This window comes from uncultured Methanobrevibacter sp. (genome assembly GCF_900314695.1).
Classification (GTDB): domain Archaea; phylum Methanobacteriota; class Methanobacteria; order Methanobacteriales; family Methanobacteriaceae; genus Methanocatella.
In genome coordinates, this window is the sequence record NZ_OMWD01000011.1 from 44,192 (window position 1) to 66,654 (window position 22,463).

Here is a 22,463-nt window from a genome sequence, read left to right on the forward strand (position 1 = left end):
TCAAGCCCCCTTACATTTTAATTTTACCTTTGAATTTAGCGTAAACAGCATAATCAACGTATGTTTTGTCATCAATGATATCTTGTGTTTTTGGAGCTAATTCTCTTCTTTTTTCAATTTCATCTTTTACAGTGATTGTGAATCCATCACTTCCTGCACCTGAACCATATGAGACAACAAATATTTTGTCACCAGGTTCTGCAACATCTAAAATGTTGGATAATGCAAGAGGCACAGCACCAGAATAGGTATTTCCAATATTAGGAGTTAAAAGACCTTGTTTGATTTGTTCTGATGTGAAACCTAATTTTTTACCTGCCCTCAAGTAGAATTTACCGTTAGGCTGATGGAAACAAGCATAATCATAATCTTCAGGCTTTGTATCAGTTTCTTCAAATAACATTTTTGCTGCACTTAAAACATGCTTGAAGTAAGCAGGCTCACCAGTAAAACGACCACCGTGTGACGGATAGTTTTGACCTTCCCTTCTGTAAAAATCAGGAGTATCAGTTGTAAAACTGCAAGTAGTATTTATATCTGCAATAGTGTCCTTATTACCAATGATATAAGCTGCACCACCAGCAGATGCAGTATATTCTAAAGCATCCCCAGGAGCACCTTGTGAAGTATCAGCACCAATAGCCAATGCATATTCAACCATTCCAGACTTTACAAGACCCATTGACATTTGAACACCTGCAGTTCCGGCTTTACAAGCAAATTCCAAATCTGCAGCAGTCAATTTAGGAGTTGCACAAATCGCTTCAGCAACAATAGAAGCTGTTGGCTTAACTGCATATGGATGTGATTCTGAACCTACATAAACAGCACCAATCTTACTTGGATCAATTTGAGCTCTTGCTAGAGCATATCTAGCAGCAGTAACTGCAATAGTTGCAGTATCTTCATCAGCAGAAGGAACGGATTTTTCATTAACAACCAATCCATTTGACAAAGCAACAGGGTCATCTCCCCATACTTTTGCAATTTCCTCTACTTTAATTCTATATGATGGCACATGCGCACCATATCCTACTATTCCTACCATTAAATCACCTTAAATCATAATATTTAAAGACATTAAAAATCAATTTAATTATTTATATTATATTTTTAGTATTATATAAAACTAACTAAAAAAGAGCATTATTTTAACAAAAAAAGAATTTTAAAAAAAGAATTTATTCAAGATGCAGTCGCCGGGATTCGAACCCGGGTTGTAGGCTTGGAAGGCCCAAGTAATAACCAGACTATACCACGACTGCATAAAAAATGCGGCGTCCGGGATTTGAACCCGGGTCTCTAACGTGGCAGGCTAGAGTCTTAACCAGGCTGGACTAACACCGCATGAAAACTAACAACAAGTAAACTTATGTTTTGATAGTATATAAAACTTTCGATTTTTAAAAGAATTTTATAAAAAAATAAAAAAATAATTAGATTTTTCTAGCAGTCACGCAAATCCAATCATGTTCTTCATCAACATATGCTTTGAAATCTTTAAAACCTGTCTTTTCAAGAGATTCCTTTAAAACGTCCTCAGAATAGATTTTCATGTCAAGAAGTTCCACAAGATCATCATATTTTTCCATTTGACCTTCCCTGTAAACTGCTTCATTACAGAAAAATACCAAACCATCTTTTTTAAGAACCCTGTTAACCTCTTTTAAATCATTGATGAAATCTGGCCAGAAATAAATTGTTTCAAAGCCTGTTACAATGTCAAATGTTTCATCATAGAATGGCATTTCAGACACTGACCCTTGCAATACGTTAACCTTTCCGGCATCAATTGCATCCTGATTTAATTTGGTGGACTTTTCCACACTGACTTCAGAATAATCAATTCCAACAACCCTGCCGTTTTCAGATATTTGGCCGGCAAATCTTTCAATGTTTCTCCCACCGCCGCATCCGATGTCGAGAATTTTACTGTCTTCATTTATTTCAAAGTGAGTTACACCCCACTGAGCCATTGATTCATGGGATTCGTTCATCCTATCCAAGATTTGATGACCCAACTCCCCCACGGGTTTGCGGGCGTTTTTTATAAGTTCCTTATCTTCAATATTGTGACCTGTATTAACCTTATTTTCATCAGCCATTTTATCACCTACTTTTTGAATCCTTTACGTGTCTTAATAGCCTGACCTGTTTTGAATTCCTTTATTTCACAGGCTCCAAGCAATGCTTTTCCATATGCCAGCAACTTATCCTGCTCATTAACTATCAAAACTTCGTCCTTTGCACGTATATTATCATCACAGTCAACTACGAATTTACAGAATACACTTTTTCCATCAAGTGCAAACGGTTCGGAGTCCTTATTTACGACCACCCTATTTTCCGGATAAGGCATTGCATTATGAAGCCTTTTGGCACCTTCTTTTGATAAGACCAAATATGAATCTGATGCTCTCATGTTTACAATCAACACCTTTCCATCATAGATGTGTCTGATTTTGCCTGTTTTTTTACTTTTTTCTATTTTTATATTTCCTTCAAACAATGCATCTCCAGCTCCGAAGCCGAATTGATAATCTGCAATTGCCTTAACTTTCTGGACATCATCCTTTTTATATCTTATCTCATCGGAATCAATGCACTTATTGTAAAGGCCAATTTCCAAGTCCTTGATTATCCGTGAATGTATTAAAACCTGGTCGTAATATTCCACAAATTCGGATATGAAATCCTCTACAAATTCAATGCTGTCTACATCACGTGTTTTTGGAGCATCATTCTGGCTTAAAGGATACACTTCATCAATTTCTAAAGGTATTAACCCAAACGGCACATCCAAGACCATGAAATCTGTGTTTTCCAAATCGATTTCCTGCTCTGCACCATAAATATAAAATTCACCAAGTTTTCCTGAGATAAATTTGGAGTAAGGTTTTCTGGTCGGAGGCAATATGACCAGGTCTCTTTTTTTAGGCATTTCACGCAATTTTTGCATGTGCCTTAAGACTTCGGGACGGCACAATGATTCTGGACCTGTGTAGAAAAACGCTGACTTTTTGCTTCTTGGATCGTATTTTTCCAAATCCATTGAATAATTTCCAAGCTGTCTTACAGCCTCCAGAAGTGCAGGATGGGCACGGCATCTTTCTTCCACAAGTTCCATTAAACTGCCTTCATAGATGGCCTGTCTAATCAATCTCAATTCAGCAAAAGAGACATGCAAATTATGTTGAGCTATTAAATCCCTTCTTTTCTCTTTTGGCATTGCCCTCAAGTCATCAGGAGTGTATTTGGTACATACTTCACAGGAGCATGGCATTTCCTGAAGGTTTTCCAGCTTATATGTTCCTCTAGTTGACAAAAGCCTGTCATCTTCTGCATACAAAATATATGCTGCTGAGTCAAACAGGTCACATCCCATCGCAACGCACAGTGCAAATATCATCGGATGGCCTGCACCCATAAGATGTCTTGCAGTGCTGTCAGGCAGTTCCTTCATCGAATTCATTACAACATCAACCAAATCCTTATAATGATAAGATTCCATCAAAGGAACTACAGCGCCGATAGGATACAAATCAGCGTCAAGCTTTGATAATTCATTGGCACATTTACGTCTTAAGTCAAGAAATGTGGAACCCTGAACTACTGAATTCAAAAGCATTTCCATATCCTGAGATTTTTTATAGTCAACAGCTTCACGGGCTCTTTCAAGAGTTATTTCCAAATCGCTTTCAGCCTTTTCACGGTCAACAAAAGGTGCTGTCGGAATGTCCAGACTTGTTCCGATATCTGTTTTGATCAATTCCTGAAATTCTATGACCTCCTTGTTGGTGATTTCCACATCACCATATACTGAAAGCTGAAAGGAACCTGAATCGGTCATTATAGGACCGTCAAAATGAATCAGCTCATGCAAACCCTTTTCAACAGCTTCCTTTTTCAAGTCTTCATCCTTATAAATCAGATATGCATTTGTAATTACAATATCCGCACCATATTTGCCCACATCAATAGTCTGTTTGCGTGGGTGAATTACCGGCATCAATGCAGGAGTCTTAACGTCACCATGCTTGGTTTTTAAAACACCTACACGCCCCATGTTATCTTTCGCTTTAATTTCAAACATTATACCTTACTCTAAATAGTTTTTAAAAATTAAATCATCAAGTTTAATTAAAAAAAAATTGTCCTCAAAAAATAATTTGAAGATAGTTAATATCTAAATAAAGTTTAAATTAGAAATTATATAAATCTTGCTCATTTAAAAATTAAAAAATTGCATTGGCATGTTAAAAAATGTTATCACAATCAGATTGAGAAATAATCAGTAAACTGTAAAAAAAGGAAAAAAGGAGGTTAAAAAAAATTTAACCCTACTTCGTGTTTAATCTGCATCCAGCATGTCCCAACAAATTTTAGGAGAAAATTTTTTAGTGATTCATCGTCTATTCATGAGTTATTTAGTAATTATAATGAGTAATACAGACATCCTGGAGAATCTAAAATTATCAACATGATCTGCAACCATCACTCCGCAATTGCAACATCATATTGGATATTAATAGATTCATGGCAGATTCATTTAATTTCAACATTTGATACGTTGAAACATAGTATTGAAGTGATATTATCATTGATTTTCATCACCGCAATACTTCAATCTTAAGCAAATACCAAAAAATTTTACACATATATCAAGTAAAAAGTTTTGAATACTTAAGATTGTTAGTTATTATTATGAAATAAGTCTTATATAAATGTTTTTATTAAAAAATAAGAAAAAATATCCAATAAATAAGAAAAATAAGCATTTTAAGAAGAAAAATTAAACGGTTAAAAATTGCCCAAATCAACCATCAAAAGTTAAAAATTTATAAAAAATACCCTCCCCACCCAAAAAATGACAAGATAAAATCTAACTAATAATGCTTAAATTACAATAAAAATAATTAAATGAGAGTATTTTAAATAAAATAAAACTAATAATAAATTAATTAGTTAAAAAAACAGTACAAAATTCTTTATTTAATTAAAAAACAATCCCTAAAAGAAAAGGATTAAGAAAGCCTCAATCAATAAAATAAGCAATAACAATGAGTATTTGTGAAAGTCAGCAAAAATCAACATGATTTGATTTCCAAGAGAATAAAATAAATTCTGAAGATAATTGATTAAAAAACAAAAAGAGAACCAATTAACTCTTTTTTTATCATAAATGAACTGTTGAATTTGAATTATTGCAAAAACAAAGCTGAAATTTGAATTTAAATTTAATGACTGAAAAAGCAAAAATACCCTTGAATCGAAGCCAGATTATTAAAATAAAATCAATGAATCCATTAAACACTCAAAAAACATTTGAAATCGAATAAAGAATTTTAAAAATATAATTAATTTTTTACAAATCATTGAGTTTTAAATTTAATCCTAAAGACCAATTTTAACTACCTACGCAAGATTTTTAGCCAACCAACAGATAGCAATGCCAAAATCTAAAAAAATAACCAACACAAATCAATAATTTTAAAAAAATTTTGAACAAAACCATATATTTTTTAATATTAATGCATTTTATCCAAATTAACAAAAAAATTATTAAAATCCAATTTGAATTTGAAACCACTTCAAAAATAAATATTAAGAAAAACAAAATTTTTTATTGATAAAATGAGTTATGAAGACAATGCCAGAATAATAAATGATGATATTTTCGATTTGGTAAATTCATGTTTCGAGTTGGAAAAAAGTACCCAAAATAATGAAGGAAGAGTTAATTTTTTTGATACTTATAAAAATTATTTCGTTTTAACCGATGATGGATCTTATTCTATTAACTCGAAGGAAATAAATCACAAAATTGAAACATTACATACATCTACCGGAGCAATAAGTGAGTCATTTGAGAAATTTATCAAGCCAATGAAGTTCAACTACGAAGAGGACATTGCAATTTTAGACATATGTGCCGGACTCGGCTACAACTCATCAGCAGCAATAGAAGATTTCATGAAAAACTCTTCAAAATCCAATTTAACAATCGATATGGTTGAAATATCCTATGCAACACTTGCGTGCGGTCTTTTGATTCCTTCACCCATCAAAGCACATGACATTACCAAAAAAGCCATTGAAGATGAACTCATCAAACAGGATTATGCAACATTAAGCCTGGAGACTTGTGAAATTCCCGAAAATATTGACATCAATGTCTACATCGAAGATGCAAGGCAAACTGTCCAGAAGCTGAAAGACAACACATATGATGCGATATTTTTAGATCCATTTTCCCAAAACATGGCACCGGAATTATTTTCGCTCGAATTTTTCAAAGAGTTCAGGAGAGTCATAAAAGATGATGGAATTGTTGCAACCTACACTTCATCCGCTCCAGTAAGGGCAGCTTTCATTGAAGCAGATTTCTATATTGGTCAAGGCCCTATTTTTGGAAGAAAACAGGGAGGAACACTGGCCAGTCCAAATCCATTGATGCTTGACACAGCACTGCCAAAAAATGATGAGATAAGAATTGCACTGTCAGATGTGGGAATTCCATTTAGAGACCCTAATCTAAACAACAGCAGCGATTACATTCTAGAAAAAAGAACAGAAGAAAGGCACAATGCCCGCCACACCACAAAAATTTCATCTGCCGTTAAAACACCCATATTTTTAGCATGTGAAATGGATGACGAGAAACTTAAAAGAAGAGTGGAACGCAATCTGGCAAAAATGAATATACCATCAACAACTTCCGATGAAGCATTCTACATTGTTGAATGTGAAAACAGCTATTCAAAAAAACAAGACGAAAAAAACAATTCAAGAAATAGAATTTTAGATATGGAAAAAAAATTAAAAAAAGTTAAATCAGGAAATTATGACAATACATAATTTCCACTTTTTAAAGCATATGCTTCTTCTTTTGATGATTTATAAGGACCATCCAATATTTTTAAATGCATAGGATTACTCCAAACATGTTCATTACCGAATATTGAAAAGTCACAGTCACAGTCCTTACAGAAAATATTTCCTTCAGCACTTCCTGTTTCATACCGGCCTGTTGCAGGGAAAATTCCCCCGTCAGCATATTCACTACCTGCCCAGAAAATGTGCCAATAAAGATTATGACCTCCACAATACGGACATGTTCTCTCAAAGAGAGTTTTATAAAATGTATATCCATATTTGGATTCTTCACCAACAGCAGATGGTCTACCAACTACCATAAGCATACTGCCATCTTCAGAAACACCATACTTATCAAATTTAATACCTACAATAGGACCGTAAACATTGACAGTACAGGTTTTTGTGTAGTTTGTACGTAAATCCTTACAGACTATTTTGTATTTTCCCTCTTTTAATTTGAAAGTAATGCTTGCAACACCTTTTACATTGGTTTTGACATTATATGTTTTGCCATTTAATGTCATTTGCATTTTGGTATTTTTCGCAAGACTACCATCCTGATTCAAAAGAGTTGCAGTATAGGTTGTCTCTGAATCTTCATATGTATTTTTAGTATATGCTCTAATTGAAGCCAATTTAACAGACACTTTAGTTTTTATTGAATATTTAGTATAAGGATCATATGATACAAAATCATAAGTTCCTTTAGCTAATTTAAAGTTTACGCTGGCAATACCATTGGCATTTGTCTTAGCAGTTTTTTTAACGCCTTTGATATAAACATAAACTTTTGCATTTTTAACTAACTTATCGTTCTTATAAAGTTTAACCTTAAATGTAGCTGTTTTGTCTGAAAATGTTGATACTTTACTAGCAGACAAAGTAGATAATATTGTTACATTTCTACTTACCTTTTGACCGGTTTCAGGATTTATTGAAACCATTTTAAAGGTAGTAGGTTTTGAAATAATAGCGATTGAAGCTACACCCTTCGAATTAGTTTTTACACTGAAATATTCTCCGTTACGATAAAATTTAACATATTTCTTTGCTAATAATTTCCCATTTTTTCCATAAAAGGTTGCTGAGAATTTTTTAGAACTTAAATAATGCTTTTTAACATTTGATGCAACAACAGAATTCTTTATGACTATCTTATTTGATTTTTTATATCCGTTTGGATGAATAGCCTGAATAACATAACTGCCAACTTTTAAATTGGAAGTTTCAAATGTTGCATAACCTTTAGCATTAGTTTTTTTAGAATATGTCTTACCGTTAACTTTAAATTTAACAGCAGAATTTTTTAAAGGATTGCCATGACCATCTAAAAACTTAGCCTTATATTGGGCAGTGCTTTTATAGGTTGTAGTGACATCACTAGCTGAAATGACAGGCAATACTTTAATAGTATTCTTAATTTGTATATCATTATATTTTGCAGTAGCCACATAGCTACCTGAATTTAAAGTAATTGGAATAGATATCTTACCTGATTTATCAGTGACCTTAGTATATGAAACTCCATTGATAGTAATGGACACTGATGCATCTTTAACAGGTTCGAAATTTTCAAGCAAAGTCACGTCATAACTAGATCCATTTTTATAATACATCTTTACGTTATCGACCTTTAGCTCATATAAAGTTCCAATTTGACTTTTATCATCATTATCAGTAACTTCAAGATTATTATCAGTAGAAATATCTTGAACTACACCCGAAGGAGGTTCTTCGTCTACTTCCCCAATAAGCATGTCATCACTAGTAGTAGTATTTTCTACTGCCGCCACAGCGGAAATTGACAACATGAAAATTAGAGTTACCAAAAATAATTTTACTTTATTATTAAACATAACGTTAACTCCATCTAACATTTGTTCGTACATTATCTTATCACACTTTTCTTATAAAAAGCTTTTGATTTTGAAAAAAAGCATAATCAAGCTTAATTTTGAAAAAATAAGTACAAAAACAATTATAAATAAAATAAAAAAATTAAAATAGTTAAAATTATTATCAAAAGACTTATTTTAATTAAAAATTGGATAATGAATATTTTTAATACTAAAAAAAAAGTTATAGTAATCCGATTAATTTAAAATTCAAAATAAATATGAAAATACCATTAAAAATAATAAAAAACAAAATGGATTGAATAAATAGTAAAAATATTGAATTATAACTTGTTAAATATAAAATAAAGATAAAATAAGGAATATAGAAAAAGTTTTCAAAAAACTCATTCTACAGTCACACATTTTGCTAAATTTTTAGGTTTGTCAGGGTCATGTCCCTTTTCAACAGTAATATAATAGGCTATCAACTGCAACGGCACAATATAAACCAGCGGTGCAATAATCTCTTTCACGTCAGCATTGATTGCAATTACATCATCGGCTTTAGCTTTTAGTGATTCATCATCAGCTGACCCGATAGCCAAAACATTTGCCCCACGGGATTTAACCTCTTCCAAATTGCTCATGGTCTTTCTGTAATTATCCCCAGGAGGAATAATGACCACTACAGGAATTCCTTCATCAATCAAAGCCAAAGGACCATGTTTCAACTCACCTGCAGCATATCCTTCACCATGAATGTATGTAATCTCCTTAAGCTTTAAGGCGCCTTCCAATGCAGTAGGGTATGAATAGCCTCTTCCCAAATAGAAGAAATCGCGAGCATAATTGTATCTTTTTGAGAAATCCTCAATGAACTCAATATCCTCAAGAGTCTCATCAATGAAATCAGGAACCTTTTCAATTTCTTTTAAAAGCTCCACATTTTTAGACAGCAATGCTGCAAACAGATAAATGGAAGTTAGCTGAGCGACATAGGTTTTAGTTGCTGCCACTCCAATTTCAGGACCTGCCTGAGTCTGGATTACATATTGAGCCCTTCTTGTAATGGATGAACCTGCAACATTAACAATTCCCAAAGTTTTGGATGTCTGATTTGCCACATCCAATGCCTTAAGGGAATCTGCAGTTTCCCCGGACTGAGATATAAATATTACCAGAGTCTTATCGTTTAAAGTATTGGCAGAATATTTGAACTCTGAAGCAAGAATAACATCGGTTGGAACGCCTGCCAATGATTCTATCAAATATTTTCCAGTCAGTGAAGCATGATATGATGTTCCGCAGGCAACAAAGCATATCCTTTGAATGTCATCAATGTCATCAATGATTTCCTGAATATTGTCCTTTTGAGTCAATGTATTTCTAACTGCTGTTGCCTGTTCATTTATTTCCTTTATCATGAAATGGTCATAACCTTCTTTTTCAGCCATTTCAGGAGTCCAGTTAATGGTATCTATTTCCTTGTTGACCACATTGTCAAATTCATCATGAACCACAACACCATCCTTATCGAGAATTACAATTTCACCCCTTTCAGGATAAATTATGTCACGTGCATATTTCAAAATAGCTGGAGAGTCTGATGCAAGATAATAACCCTCTTCGCCAATACCGACAATCAATGGTGAATCCTTACGGGTTGCAACAATCTTGTCCGGCTCATTTTTACTGATTGCAGCAATCGCATAAGCCCCTTCAATAACATCGATGGTTTTCCTGACGGCATGCTCAAGGTCGAATTTTTCATCCATGAACTTTTGAATCAGATGAGGAATGACTTCAGTGTCTGTGTCTGATTTGAATACATGACCTTCGAGGGTTAATTTTTCCTTAATCTCCAAATAATTCTCAATGATACCGTTGTGAACAACAGCAATACTAGCATCTTCATCAACATGAGGATGTGAATTTAATTTTGACGGATCCCCGTGTGTTGCCCATCGAACATGAGCAATACCAAAATTGCCAGGCATATCTGACAAATCCAATTTCTTGTCCACTTCTTCGATTTTACCTTTATCCTTTTTGATATGAATATTATCATCTGCAAATGTAGCAAGTCCGATTGAATCATATCCCCTATACTCCAATTTTGAAATACAATCAAAAAGAATCGGCGCCACATCATTATCTTCTTTCAATATACAACCTACAATTCCACACATCTAATCACCTTGATAATCATAAATATCTTTATAAAGATTTACAACATTCCCTATTATTAAAATAGCAGGAGTGTTAATTTCCTTATCCGAAATGTCTCCCAATGTTCCAAATACTACGTTTTCATCAGGAAGAGTTCCGCTTTCAACAGCACAGACAGGTGTGTCGGCTGAACGGTATTTCATGATTTCGGAAGTATTTTCTTTAATATTTCCAATTCCCATTAAAATAATTAATGTATCGGCAGTGTAATCCCAGTGAACTTGGCTTTCTGCTTTTGTCGGGTCTTCATGACCTGTTACAATAGTCACTGATGTTGCTACTGCCCTGTGAGTTACTGGCAGTCCCAGTGAAGTTGGTGCTCCAATAGCGGAAGTTACACCTGGAATTACTTCAAATTTGATATCATGTTCCATTAAAGCCAATATTTCTTCACCGCCACGGCCAAATACAAAAGGATCTCCTCCCTTGAGCCTTACAACATTTTCATGATTTTGAGCCTGCTGGATAATCAATTCATTGATTTGGTCTTGTGTTTTATAATGCTCCCCTGCTTTTTTTCCGACATAAATTTTTTTTGCTGAATCGGGAGCATGGGCCAATATTTCTTCGTTAGCCAAATAATCATACAATACGACATCAGCTTTATTCAATGCATTGACTGCTTTAAGAGTTATTAAATCAGCATCTCCAGGTCCTGCACCAATTAAATAAACTACCATCTTATCACATTATAAAAATCCTTTAAAAAAGTTTAAACCATCATCGGAACCAAACAATTCCTCACAAGCTCTTTCTGGGTGAGGCATCATAGCGCAAACTAGTCCTGACTCATCGCAAACGCTTGTGATTGCTTCCATTGAACCGTTAGGGTTTTTGCCTTCAAACTGCAATACGATTTGGTTCTGGTCTTTTAAAAGGTCAATGTCTTCGGTGTAAAACCTTCCCTCAGCATGAGCTATAGGCAGAGCGATTGTCTGATTGTTTTTGAATGCTTTGGTAAAAGGAGTCCTGTTGGTTGCCACTTTCAAATTAACCCATTCACAGTTGAATTTAGGATATTCGTTTGTTATGAAAATTCCTGGAACAAGACCGATTTCTCCTAAAATCTGCGCTCCATTACATATTCCCAAAACCGGTTTTTCCTCTTTTACCAATTCTTTAATTCCATCAATTACAGGTGTGATTGAAGCCATTGCACCAGCTCTCAAGTAATCCCCATAAGAAAATCCTCCAGGAATCACTATACCGTCAAAATCAGTTAGCTTTTCCTCATTCCACCAGATGTATTCTGGAGTAAGGCCGGCCAATTCAATAGCCTGTGCAACATCCCTGTCACAGTTGGTTCCCGGAAATCTAATTACTCCGATTTTCATTTAAATCCCTCTATTTACCACATGCCATGTTTTGTGGAATAACATTAATTTTATAATCATGAATTACAGGATTACATAACAATCTTTCACACATGTCAGTAACATTGTCTCTGATTGCTTCCCTGTCTTCACCTTCCATTTGGAATTTGATGATTTCAACAGTTTTTACGTTGTTTACATCATAACCAAGTAATTCAAGAGATCTTTCAATTGTTGTTGCTTCAGGATTTAACATTCCGCTTTTAAGAGAAATTTTCACTTCAATATCAAATAACATCTAAATCACCTTTTCATCATCAGGAATAATTCTATTGTACACTTCAATGTAAGCATCCATAACTTCATCGTCTTTTCCTTTTCTAAACAGTTCCTTATCCAGCATTTCCAATGTTTCACTGTCCCATAGTCTGCATCCGTCAGGAGAAATCTCATCACCTAAAAGAATGTTTCCATCTTTATCCTTACCGAATTCAACCTTGTAGTCAACCAGAATAATACCTGCATCCGCAAAGAATTTGGTTAAAATTTCATTGATTTTTAAGGCCTTTTGGGTTAGGATATCGATTTCCTCCTGGGTAGCTATTCCCAGTGCCTTGATAATGGAATCATTAAGCATAGGGTCATGATATTCATCATCCTTAAAATCCATTTGAACGATTGGAGGGTCCAATTTGGTACCGTCATCAATTGGATATTTGCGAACAAGACTGCCTGTAGCAATGTTTCTTACAATCACTTCAATTGGAATCATTTCAAGCTTTTTTGCAAGCATGACATTAGGTTCAGGCAGGTCAATGAATTGAGTTTCAATGCCGTTTTCTTCCAATACCTTGAATATTTTTGTAGAAATTATCGCATTGTAGGCTCCCTTATTGTTCATTACCTCTTTTCTTGCACCATCACCAGCAGTCATATCATCTCTAAACTCGATAATGACCTGATTCTCGTTATCGGTGGTAAATACACTTTTTACTTTTCCGCCATTAATTAACTCTTTTTTGTCCATGATATCAACAAAATTATTAAATTATTATATTATAATTTTTGATTAAAATATTATATAAAAGTAGTTAAAAAAATAAGAAAAAATAGCAGGTTACAACTCATCGATAAATTTTTCATCACCATCATTCTGGCCGAACTTCATTCCGTTCAAATTTCCGTTAGGAAGCCTTGATATTATGATTACTGGAAATTCATCGTTTGGCCTTATGTGCATTTGATGAGTAACGTTTTGACGTGTTGTAACCTCTATCCTATAATCATTGCCATCCTTTGTCAAATCCCCGTCCAAAAAGACTTCGTTGAATGGATGGTTCAAAAGATAATCTGGAAGATTATCTTCAATATTAAAATAATCAAGCAAATCCTTTAAAATCAATCAAAATCCCCTTTATTCAATTTTGCCTGATCAGAATCATAGGAAGAACCTATCAGTTCGCCAGTATCAGAATCATACTGACGGAATCCTCCATCACCATATGAAACCTCCTTATATGAGCCTCCACCAGCTTGACCGTTTTCCTTGATTTCCTCTTTTACAACATCAGAAGATCCACTATTACTTACTTTATCTACAACCTTATTCAAAGCAGAGCCACTGCCATCAGAGTCTAAAAACTTATATGCCACAGCACCGCCGCCGATGACAAGTATCGCTGCAATCACTACTATTGCTATTATAAAGCCTTTCATATTTTCACCTCTAAAAAAAATATTTCGCTAATAAGTATGAACAAAAGTTATAAAAATACTTTTCTATAATATATATTATTATGGATATGAAAAATACCACAATACTTCTCATGTTTTTATTATGCATAATAGGTCTGATTGCTGGAGTTTACTATAACGAATCAAGCGACAGCACTGCAACATTTAACAAGTATGAAGAAGTAGTTCATGAAGATCCAAATGGAACCATTACCATCCAATTGGAAGTGAAGCAAAACGAAAACGCTTTAAATAAATTCTTTACCTGAAAAATCTATTTTTAAAAAATTAGAAAAGAATATAGAGTTAATTATAATCTATACTCTTTCTTCAGTATCATCCCATTCAGGATTTTTAGCAGGCATAATAGTGAAAATGCCTGTTGCAATTAAAAGCAGCAAAGCAGTAACGATTGTAAAGTTAAGCTGATCTATAGTTCCTGCATTGATAACATCAATGAGTCCTCCAATCCAGATGATTGAAATGAAAATCGGAAGGATATACTTAACAATTACCAGCCACCATTTGCCCACTTTGATTGTTTTAGACCTTGAATTGAGAAAATCAATGAGCTTTTCAGCTTTGAATATCCATGCAAATATTATGCACTCTAAAATCACACCAAAAAGGAGTGCAATTTGATTGATGAATGTATCTACAAATCCAAGCAGTTCTCCGCCGTAAGCGGTAGCGTAAATCATTGACATTGCCGCACCAACTATTACCAGTATTGTCATTGTCCTGGACCTTGTAAGGCCAAACTTGTTTTGAATGGAAAATGACAACGGTTCTATTGTTGATAAAATGCTTGTAAGTCCTGCAAGATAAACTGTCAAAAAGAACAATGGTCCTAAAACGTAAGCCCACTGACCCAATACATTAAATACTGTAGGATATACTACAAATACAAGACCGGTTCCCTGAGTTACAAGGTCCGCTACAGCTGTTCCGGACTGAAGTGACATGTATCCTAAAATTGAGAAAACCCCTAAAGCGGCGAAGTTTTCAAAAAGTGAATTAGCAAGAGCAATTGAGATTGTATTTGTAATCAAATCAGCGTCATCGCTTGTATAGCTTGCATACGTAAATGCTATTGACATTCCCAGGCTTAATGAAAATACAATCTGTCCGAATGCAGCCATCCATATTTCAAAGTGTGTTAAAAGTGACCAGTCAGGGTTGAAGAGTTCCTCAAGACCTATTGAAGCACCAGGCAAAGTCAATGAAAACCCAACAATAATTACCATAATTATGAAGAGTGCAGGTACCAAAACCTTTGAAACCTTACCCAAACCTTCTTCCAAATCCCTGTGAGATATAAACCAAATGATTACCCAACCGATAAGCATTGCAACAGCAATGATTGGAATGAAATGGGTCAAACCGGACATTGATTCTGATGATTGAAGAAGAGTGGTTGCAAAGAAAGTGTCCGGGTTTGCGCCCCAACCCTTGGTGAAACTCAAAATCATGTAAATTCCATCCCAGCCAAGAATAGCTGAGTAATAAATCATAATCATAAAAACAGCAACCGGCAAAAGCCAGCCTAAATATTCCCAATTGGAGTGAATCTTCCTAATCGCCTTTGGAAAGGAAGACTTAAAATTATATCCGACACCATACTCCAAAATCAAAAATGGAATTCCCATCAAAAGAATAGCCACAATATAAGGGATATAAAATGCTCCCCCACCATTAGAGTAAAGTACATACGGATATCTCCAAATGTTTCCAAGTCCAACGGCAGAACCAATCATTGCAAGGATGAATGAAAGGTTGCTGCCCCATTCATTTTTATCTGCCATAATTTCCAATTTCCTATATTTATACTAAATAACTTTATAGTTAAAAGGTTAAATAGGTTTAGATTTAAGAAAAAATGAAAATTATTAAGAAAAATAGTAAAATACCGAATAAAATAAGATTAAAAAATATAAATTTTATAAATGTTAAAAATAAATTTCAAAAATTATGAAAAAATTAATCTTCATCATTTATGGACTTGTCAAGCTGTTCAGCAGATGAGCCGACAGATATCTTTTCCAAAACGGATGAACCGTAATAAGGAAGAATTACCAGACCGATGATTGTAGCCATCCAGAATGAAATCAGCCTTTCAATCAATGTTACAGGTCCTGCAAGTGAAAGTGAAATACCTGCTTTTGAGTAAAAACCAATCATTATACCGTCAACTGCTCCAAGACCTCCTGGAAGAAGTGGAATCATACCTACAAGAGAAGCAATAATGAATACTTCACCTATGACAATCACGTTCAGGGAAGCTCCGAATGCCAGAAATACAATATATACCCTTAAAATCTCAAAAATCCAAATCAAAAAGGACAATGGAATTGTATAATACAAAAGATTCTTGTTTAAAAGCAGCATGGACATGGTTTTCTGAAAACCGAAGATGTTGTCATGAATGCTTTTTTCCAAATCCTCGGAACTTTTCTTATAGAATCTGTTGACGATTCTGAAAATGAATTTCTCAAGACGGCTTCCAAAACCAGGATTTATGCATAGATAAATAAGAATTCCCAAAACCACAAGAATTCCGATTACGGACAATACCAATACGACAACCAGCCATGTAGGAATTTCAAAGTACAAAAGCATTGCAACAATGGTTATCGCTGCAAGAACAATGAACGGGAATGTATCCAAAACCCTATCTGCCACAACACCTGCAAAGGTATCCTTTAAGTCATAACCCTCATCCCTAGATAAGATATATGCCCTGACAGGCTCTCCTCCACCACGACCTGAAGGAGTGATGTTGTTGACTGCAAGCCCAACCATCATCATAGGAAGCAGACTTCTGAAGCTGGCCTTGATATTTACCGAATCATTGACCAGTTTCCAACGCAGAGTGTATAAAAAATAAGTGAATATCTGTATAACAATAGCCAAAACTATTAAAGCTAAATTAGCGGTTTTTAAAGCATCTATGATATTTTCAATTCCAATGAAATGGAACATTACTATTAAAATTAAAAAACTAACTATAATAAAAATGGCAGATTTTTTATCCATAATTAAATTTAATCATTTATTAGTTAAATAGTTATTTGATTAGTATTTTCCAAAATCAATTTCATTTAATATATGGCAAAACTGTTCTTCTTCAGGCGGAAGTTTCATATAATCTCCATAAATTGGAATCAATGTATTATCATCATCATTAGGAATAAAAAAGAAGGAATCTTCAAATTTAGCCCTCTTTGGAGGTTTATAATCATTTCTCTTAAAAACAACTCTTTCATGTAATGTTAAATCTGTGACAAATTGACCGCTATCTGATTTTTCATACTTTCTGAATAGTTTAGGAATCCTTTTTTGAAAATAAGTTGGATTTAATTTAATAAAATTTAACAGTGCATGAATAAAATTAAGTATTAAATTAATTATTTTAGGGTAATTATCAAATCTCAATAGTGAAATCGCATGCAATCTAGTCACAATGAAACAATATTGAATGAATAACCATCTTTTTATTTTATTATCAGGTAAAACATCTAAAATAAAAAGGTCTATATGAATTCCCAATTTGAATGAAACTTGATTGTCCCAATACTCAGCCCAATAAGTTCCATTTAAAGACATTCTTCCAAATTCAAAACAGTATTCCTGATCATATCTCGGATCAAAAATAGTATATTTATCATTAGGATGCTCTTCCATGACTTTTAAAAATCTTTCATAATCTTCACGAAAAATCATTATGTCAATGTCATCATCCCATGGGATAAAACCTTGATGTCTAATAGCTCCTATTTGAGTTCCAAAAATTAAATAGTATTCAATATTATTTTCTTCACAGATTTTAACAAAATCTTTTAAAATCATTAATTCAACATCTTGAAGATGAGAAAGAACATCACCCTGAAGAATATTATCCATTTTATCGCCAATAATTATCTGATGAAATTAACATCCTTATTTTCAAAGTCCTCAATAATTTTACAAATTGCTTTTGAAACATCATAATCTATATAAGCATTATTCCTATTTAATTCAATGGATTTGGCAAAAGCTACAAGCTCATATCTTATTCCTTCACCATCTAATTGATAGAAATATTTTTTATTATCTTCTTGATTTTCAAATCTTAATTCAAAATAATCTGTTTTCCACCAAGGTGCAGGAACGTAAGCGTAACCTTCAGTTCCAGAAATAATTAATTCACCTTCAGATTTGACCCCATTTGCAACTTTAATTGAAGCAACTGCATTTTCATATTGGAAATCAATTTTTGTAAATAAATCAAAATTCTGTTTTTCATCCAGAGTTAGTGAATTGATAGTTTTATTTTTATAATTTACTCCCAATATTTGGAATATTGGTAAAAGAGCAGTAGGAGCCCATGATGTAATACTATTCCAGGAATTATCTTCATATTCCCTCAAACTTGTACAAGTCGCATCAACAGAATAGATCTCTCCAATTTTACCCCCTTTAAGCAATAGCAATAATCTATTATATGCTGTGGAATAAGCTGTTTTAATAGAATCCATCAAAATTAAATTTTTTTCATTGGCCAATTGTTTTAGTTCTTCGAAATTTGACTGATTTAATGCAATTGGAGATTCGCATAAAACATGTTTGCCGCAAGTTAATGCTTTCTTAATATGGGAATAATGCTTTGAAGGATGTGATATAATAAATACTGCATCAACAACAGATAATAACTTATCAAAATCATCAGTCAATAACACTTCTTGACTTTCATAGGATTTTCTTTCATTTTGATTAATCACAAGAGCCGCATTTACTTCAATTCCATTGACAAATTTAGATTCTTCATAAAACTTCTTTAAAACATTACCTTCACCAATCAAACCTAAATTAATACTTCTTTTTTCAGCCCGTAAATCAGAACTTGAAACACCTTTGGTTCTTTCAAGATAAATTACATCACAGTATTCTTTTAAATAATCAAAATGACCAACCCAATCCGAACCTACTGTAAAAATATCAACTTCAAATCGTTTGATATCATCTATTTTTTGACCTTCATATTCTTCAATTATGATTTCATCTGCAAGCCCTGTAGCTCGAACGGATTCAATTCTTTCCATTAATGACTGTTGAACATTGATTTTGCCTCTTTGTTTGTCAAAATCATCTGCAGTGACACCTACAATTAAATAATCTCCAAGTTCTTTGGCTCTTTCAAGAAGTCTTTGGTGTCCATAATGGAACAGATCATAGGTTCCGTATGTTATTACTTTTTTCATTTAAAATAATCCTCTTTTTTGTATATCTCTAAGTGCTTCTATTAATGTATCATTGTCTTTTGGAGTCAAGTCTCCCATATGACCTACTCTGAATAACATGGTCTTGGATAAATCATCTCTTGCAGTACTAACCCATATATCATACTCATTTTTTAATATTTCAACAATATTGGCTTCAATTTTTTCTTTGGAGTGAACTGTTGTTACTGCATTGGATAAACAATTTGATTTTACTACAAATGGAAATTCAGTAATTTTGCTTCTAAAGTCCTCTGCTAAATCAGATATTCTTTGTATTTCAGCTTCAATGCCACCATCATTTTTAAGTTGATTCAATCTAGCATTAAGCTGCAATATGATTGTGATTGCTGGTGTATAAGGGGTTTGACCTCTAATACCGTTTATTAGCATGTCTTCAAAATCAAAATACATGGATTTACAGGTATTCTTTTCTACACGTTTAATTGCATCTTCAGACAATACAATAATAGCAATTCCAGGAGGGCATGCCAAAGCTTTTTGAGAACCGGTTATTACAACATCAACGTCATGTTCGACCATGTTTAAATCATCAGCTAAAAATGAACTGACCGCATCGACAATTAATAATAGATTATTTTTTTTACAGAATTCGCTGATTAAGTTAATGTCATAATAGACTCCAGAACTGGTTTCACAGATATTTACTATAAATGCAGTATAATCTTTACCGTCATATTCAAATAACTTTTCACGAGTTAAACAATGCCCGAATTCTAATTTGATATCATCACAGTCGATATTGTGTAGGTTGCATAAGTCAACAAATCTTTGACCGAAACCTCCACCATTGACTATTAAAACTTTATCATCTTCATTTAATACATTCATAACAGTAGCTTCCATACCAGAAGTTCCAGATCCAGTTAAAAAGATTGCTCTTGAATCATCACTAGCTTGAAGAAGCTCCTTCATCAATTGCTCATTTTCGAGATTTACTTTGGAAAACTCAGGAGTTCTGAAATAGGGAGTTTGTCTAGAGCCAACTTCTAAAATTAAGTCACTACTCATTACAGGTCCTAATGCAAAATTTAACATCAAAACACCTTTTTTTATCCGATTACATAAAACATATAATTGGTTTCGCTATGATCGCTTAAATCATCAAAAAGATGGCCGGTGCGCATTTCTTTGCAGTTTAATTGTTTGAAGAAATCTAAATATTCTTGTTCAGTTCTATAAATTGCATTATAATCAGATTCTAAACCATCAGAGTAGAAATCTTTAAGAGTTAATCTGGTTTCCATGCATGAGGTTGGTTCCATAGCAAATATTATTTTGTCTTCAGCTCCTATTTGATTGACTTCATCCATTATAATGTTTATGTCATCATCATTGATGTACATTAAAAATCCGGAAAATATTATTACATCGAATGGAGGTTCAATCACCAGTTCATCTACTTTTATATCTGTAGCGGACATTAATTGGAATTTGCAGTTATCATAATCATAAGTTTTTTCAGCAATTTCAAGAAGGTCTTCTGAAAAGTCCAAACCTAAATATGAAGCACATTTGTCATGCAAAGCTTCAACCCATCTTCCAATTCCACAACCAATTTCAAGAACTTTTTTGCCTGAAACATCAATGTTTTCATGGAAAATCTTTTTTTCCTCTTCATGTCTTTTTTCAGAGTTTTCTTTGTCTTGGAACAAAACAATAGAATAATCACTTTCCACATCTTTATTTGCTCTTTTGTTAAAAAAATCTTTTACTTTATCAGAATTAATATCTTCTTTTTCACCATACAGTCTAGACATTATTACACCTTGAGTAATTATATAATTTATTTAATTAACAAACTAATCAAATACATTATATAATTATTTAATCATATAATATTTTAAACAAACTCTTTATTAAATATTTTTATAATCAGATTAATTTAAAAGATAATGCTCATTAGCAAATAATATTTATTAAAAAAACTATATAAAATTATATAACTTTTAAAAAAATAATATTTGAAATTCACAAATATATTCTATTTGAATTATCATTAATATATTAAAAAATAAAGGAAAATAAACATGATTAAAGAAAAAAGATACAATGATGAAACCTTAAAACATCAGCAACAAGTCAGCATGAAAATCTTAAAATATCTCATCGAAATTTGTGAAGAACACAAATTGACCTATTTTATGTACGGTGGCACTTTAATTGGGGCTGTGAGACATCACGGATATGTACCATGGGATGATGATATCGATGTAATCATGTTTAGAGAAGACTTTGAAAAACTAAATAAAATTTTAGAAAAAAATATTGATTGTAAGTTTAGATTCATGAATTGTTTAAATGAAAAAACATACCATTATACCTGGGGAAGACTGATGCTGAAAAATACTCTTTTCAAAGAATGGTGGGCTGATCAGGTCGATTATACTCCGAACATATATATTGATATTTTTATTTTAGATAATATCCCAAACAACAAATTCAAAAGATTTATCCATAGATGGAAGTGTTATTTTTTAAATATGCTATCATCCTATTCTTCGATTAAATATGAAAACGATTCAAAAATAAAAAAAATAATTCAGCAAACAGTTTATTATACAATGAAAATACTTCATATCTCCCCATATACTATTAGAAAAAAATGTGTTAAATCTTTCACCCAATATCAAAATGAAGACTGTGAAGAAGTATGTGATTTTCCTTCTTCCGGAATAATGCCAATTTCTTTTAAAACTGATTGGATTCCTTTAAAAAAAGTAAAATTCGAAGATATTGAAGTTAATATTCCAAATAATTATGATAAAATATTGAAACTGGAATATGGAGATTATATGGAATTACCTCCTGAAGAGTCCCGATTCAGAACAGCTCCAGAAGAGATTGATTTTGGTGAATATTAATACAAAAAATATCTTTTTATTAATGAGGATGTGACGCAAAATTTTTAATCGAATTTTGTGTTTCTAATTTTTTGATATTTTTTCTTATTTTTAGTTGTTTTTCTTGTTTATTTCATTGTATATTCTTTTTAGGTTATGTCCGATTATGTATAGTTTGAATTCTGTGTTTGTGTTTTTTATTCCTGTTGTGGTGAATTCATGTAGTTTCATATTTTGTTTTATATGTGTAAATGGTAGTTCTGCTGTTTTTGATCGTTTTTTGTAGATTTTTTGTGCCCAGTCTGTTTCCATTTTCCGTTGCATTCTAATCTTGGAAGGGTTTCCATA

Annotated in this window: 21 protein-coding genes and 2 tRNA genes; 3 read left to right on the forward strand and 20 right to left on the reverse strand. The window is 32.9% G+C overall.

The annotated features are described in order from the left end of the window. Nucleotides 1-10: 10 nt before the first annotated feature. The 5 genes from QZN45_RS04950 to tgtA form a co-directional block, all read right to left on the reverse strand. Entirely contained in the window at nucleotides 11-1,048 is a 1,038-nt protein-coding gene (locus tag QZN45_RS04950; protein ID WP_292609516.1) for a hydroxymethylglutaryl-CoA synthase, read from the reverse strand. Nucleotides 1,049-1,191: 143 nt separating this feature from the next. Further along, nucleotides 1,192-1,265 (reverse strand) — tRNA-Gly (locus tag QZN45_RS04955). A gap of 8 nt (nucleotides 1,266-1,273) precedes the next feature. Next, nucleotides 1,274-1,347 (reverse strand) — tRNA-Gly (locus QZN45_RS04960). A gap of 89 nt (nucleotides 1,348-1,436) precedes the next feature. Continuing rightward, nucleotides 1,437-2,105: a class I SAM-dependent methyltransferase gene (locus tag QZN45_RS04965; protein WP_292609518.1), complete on the reverse strand. Its 669-nt coding sequence runs from the start codon at nucleotides 2,103-2,105 to the stop codon at nucleotides 1,437-1,439. A gap of 8 nt (nucleotides 2,106-2,113) precedes the next feature. Further along, nucleotides 2,114-4,093, reverse strand: coding sequence for a tRNA guanosine(15) transglycosylase TgtA (gene tgtA, locus QZN45_RS04970; protein ID WP_296811500.1), 1,980 nt, complete (start codon nucleotides 4,091-4,093; stop codon nucleotides 2,114-2,116). A 1,541-nt stretch (nucleotides 4,094-5,634) separates the two neighbouring features. Between tgtA and QZN45_RS04975 the strand changes: the two genes are divergently transcribed. Then, complete coding sequence (locus QZN45_RS04975; RefSeq protein ID WP_296811502.1) at nucleotides 5,635-6,858, forward strand: MnmC family methyltransferase; 1,224 nt, start codon at nucleotides 5,635-5,637, stop codon at nucleotides 6,856-6,858. Here QZN45_RS04975 and QZN45_RS04980 read toward each other — a convergent pair. The 8 genes from QZN45_RS04980 to QZN45_RS05015 form a co-directional block, all read right to left on the reverse strand. After that, nucleotides 6,843-8,735, reverse strand: coding sequence for an Ig-like domain-containing protein (locus QZN45_RS04980; protein ID WP_296811505.1), 1,893 nt, complete (start codon nucleotides 8,733-8,735; stop codon nucleotides 6,843-6,845). The genes QZN45_RS04975 and QZN45_RS04980 overlap by 16 nt on opposite strands. 386 nt (nucleotides 8,736-9,121) lie before the next feature. Further along, nucleotides 9,122-10,906 carry a glutamine--fructose-6-phosphate transaminase (isomerizing) gene (gene glmS, locus QZN45_RS04985; RefSeq protein ID WP_296811507.1) on the reverse strand — a complete coding sequence of 595 codons (1,785 nt, stop codon included), beginning with the start codon at nucleotides 10,904-10,906 and terminating at the stop codon, nucleotides 9,122-9,124. After that, on the reverse strand, nucleotides 10,907-11,626 hold the full coding sequence (gene cobA / locus QZN45_RS04990) for a uroporphyrinogen-III C-methyltransferase (protein ID WP_296811509.1): 720 nt from the start codon (nucleotides 11,624-11,626) through the stop codon (nucleotides 10,907-10,909). Nucleotides 11,627-11,635: 9 nt separating this feature from the next. Then, nucleotides 11,636-12,280: a phosphoribosylformylglycinamidine synthase subunit PurQ gene (purQ, locus tag QZN45_RS04995; protein WP_296811512.1), complete on the reverse strand. Its 645-nt coding sequence runs from the start codon at nucleotides 12,278-12,280 to the stop codon at nucleotides 11,636-11,638. A gap of 10 nt (nucleotides 12,281-12,290) precedes the next feature. Continuing rightward, a complete protein-coding gene (gene purS / locus QZN45_RS05000) occupies nucleotides 12,291-12,557 on the reverse strand; it encodes a phosphoribosylformylglycinamidine synthase subunit PurS (RefSeq protein WP_292609532.1) in 267 nt (88 codons plus the stop codon). Continuing rightward, nucleotides 12,558-13,286 carry a phosphoribosylaminoimidazolesuccinocarboxamide synthase gene (gene purC / locus QZN45_RS05005; RefSeq protein WP_292609534.1) on the reverse strand — a complete coding sequence of 243 codons (729 nt, stop codon included), beginning with the start codon at nucleotides 13,284-13,286 and terminating at the stop codon, nucleotides 12,558-12,560. 90 nt (nucleotides 13,287-13,376) lie between these two features. Continuing rightward, nucleotides 13,377-13,661 (reverse strand): hypothetical protein, encoded by a 285-nt coding sequence (locus tag QZN45_RS05010; protein WP_296811516.1) that lies wholly within the window; start codon nucleotides 13,659-13,661, stop codon nucleotides 13,377-13,379. Next, a complete protein-coding gene (locus tag QZN45_RS05015) occupies nucleotides 13,658-13,975 on the reverse strand; it encodes a hypothetical protein (protein WP_296800051.1) in 318 nt (105 codons plus the stop codon). Before QZN45_RS05015 ends, QZN45_RS05010 begins: the two co-directional genes overlap by 4 nt. 80 nt (nucleotides 13,976-14,055) lie before the next feature. On the opposite strand from QZN45_RS05015, the gene QZN45_RS05020 reads away from it, so the two are divergent. After that, nucleotides 14,056-14,262 (forward strand): hypothetical protein, encoded by a 207-nt coding sequence (locus QZN45_RS05020; RefSeq protein ID WP_296811519.1) that lies wholly within the window; start codon nucleotides 14,056-14,058, stop codon nucleotides 14,260-14,262. 48 nt (nucleotides 14,263-14,310) lie between these two features. Here QZN45_RS05020 and QZN45_RS05025 read toward each other — a convergent pair whose 3' ends face one another. From QZN45_RS05025 to QZN45_RS05050, 6 genes are all read right to left on the reverse strand, one after another. Then, nucleotides 14,311-15,798: a sodium-dependent transporter gene (locus QZN45_RS05025; protein ID WP_296811521.1), complete on the reverse strand. Its 1,488-nt coding sequence runs from the start codon at nucleotides 15,796-15,798 to the stop codon at nucleotides 14,311-14,313. Between the two features lie 175 nt (nucleotides 15,799-15,973). After that, nucleotides 15,974-17,029 carry a UPF0104 family protein gene (locus tag QZN45_RS05030; RefSeq protein WP_296811523.1) on the reverse strand — a complete coding sequence of 352 codons (1,056 nt, stop codon included), beginning with the start codon at nucleotides 17,027-17,029 and terminating at the stop codon, nucleotides 15,974-15,976. A 39-nt stretch (nucleotides 17,030-17,068) separates the two neighbouring features. Next, on the reverse strand, nucleotides 17,069-17,896 hold the full coding sequence (locus QZN45_RS05035; protein ID WP_296811526.1) for a phosphorylcholine transferase LicD: 828 nt from the start codon (nucleotides 17,894-17,896) through the stop codon (nucleotides 17,069-17,071). A gap of 14 nt (nucleotides 17,897-17,910) precedes the next feature. Next, nucleotides 17,911-19,233, reverse strand: a complete 1,323-nt coding sequence (locus QZN45_RS05040; protein ID WP_292609551.1) for a Gfo/Idh/MocA family oxidoreductase — start codon at nucleotides 19,231-19,233, stop codon at nucleotides 17,911-17,913. Further along, a complete protein-coding gene (locus QZN45_RS05045; RefSeq protein WP_292609553.1) occupies nucleotides 19,234-20,310 on the reverse strand; it encodes an alanine--glyoxylate aminotransferase family protein in 1,077 nt (358 codons plus the stop codon). Nucleotides 20,311-20,324: 14 nt separating this feature from the next. Next, nucleotides 20,325-21,032 (reverse strand): bifunctional 2-polyprenyl-6-hydroxyphenol methylase/3-demethylubiquinol 3-O-methyltransferase UbiG, encoded by a 708-nt coding sequence (locus tag QZN45_RS05050; RefSeq protein ID WP_296811528.1) that lies wholly within the window; start codon nucleotides 21,030-21,032, stop codon nucleotides 20,325-20,327. Between the two features lie 270 nt (nucleotides 21,033-21,302). Here QZN45_RS05050 and QZN45_RS05055 point away from each other — a divergent pair, with 270 nt between their 5' ends. Further along, a complete protein-coding gene (locus QZN45_RS05055) occupies nucleotides 21,303-22,136 on the forward strand; it encodes a phosphorylcholine transferase LicD (protein WP_296811531.1) in 834 nt (277 codons plus the stop codon). Between the two features lie 90 nt (nucleotides 22,137-22,226). Here the strand turns inward: QZN45_RS05055 and QZN45_RS05060 are convergent. After that, nucleotides 22,227-22,463 (reverse strand): transposase (locus tag QZN45_RS05060; protein ID WP_296811534.1); only part of this gene is annotated, 237 nt, incomplete at its 5' end.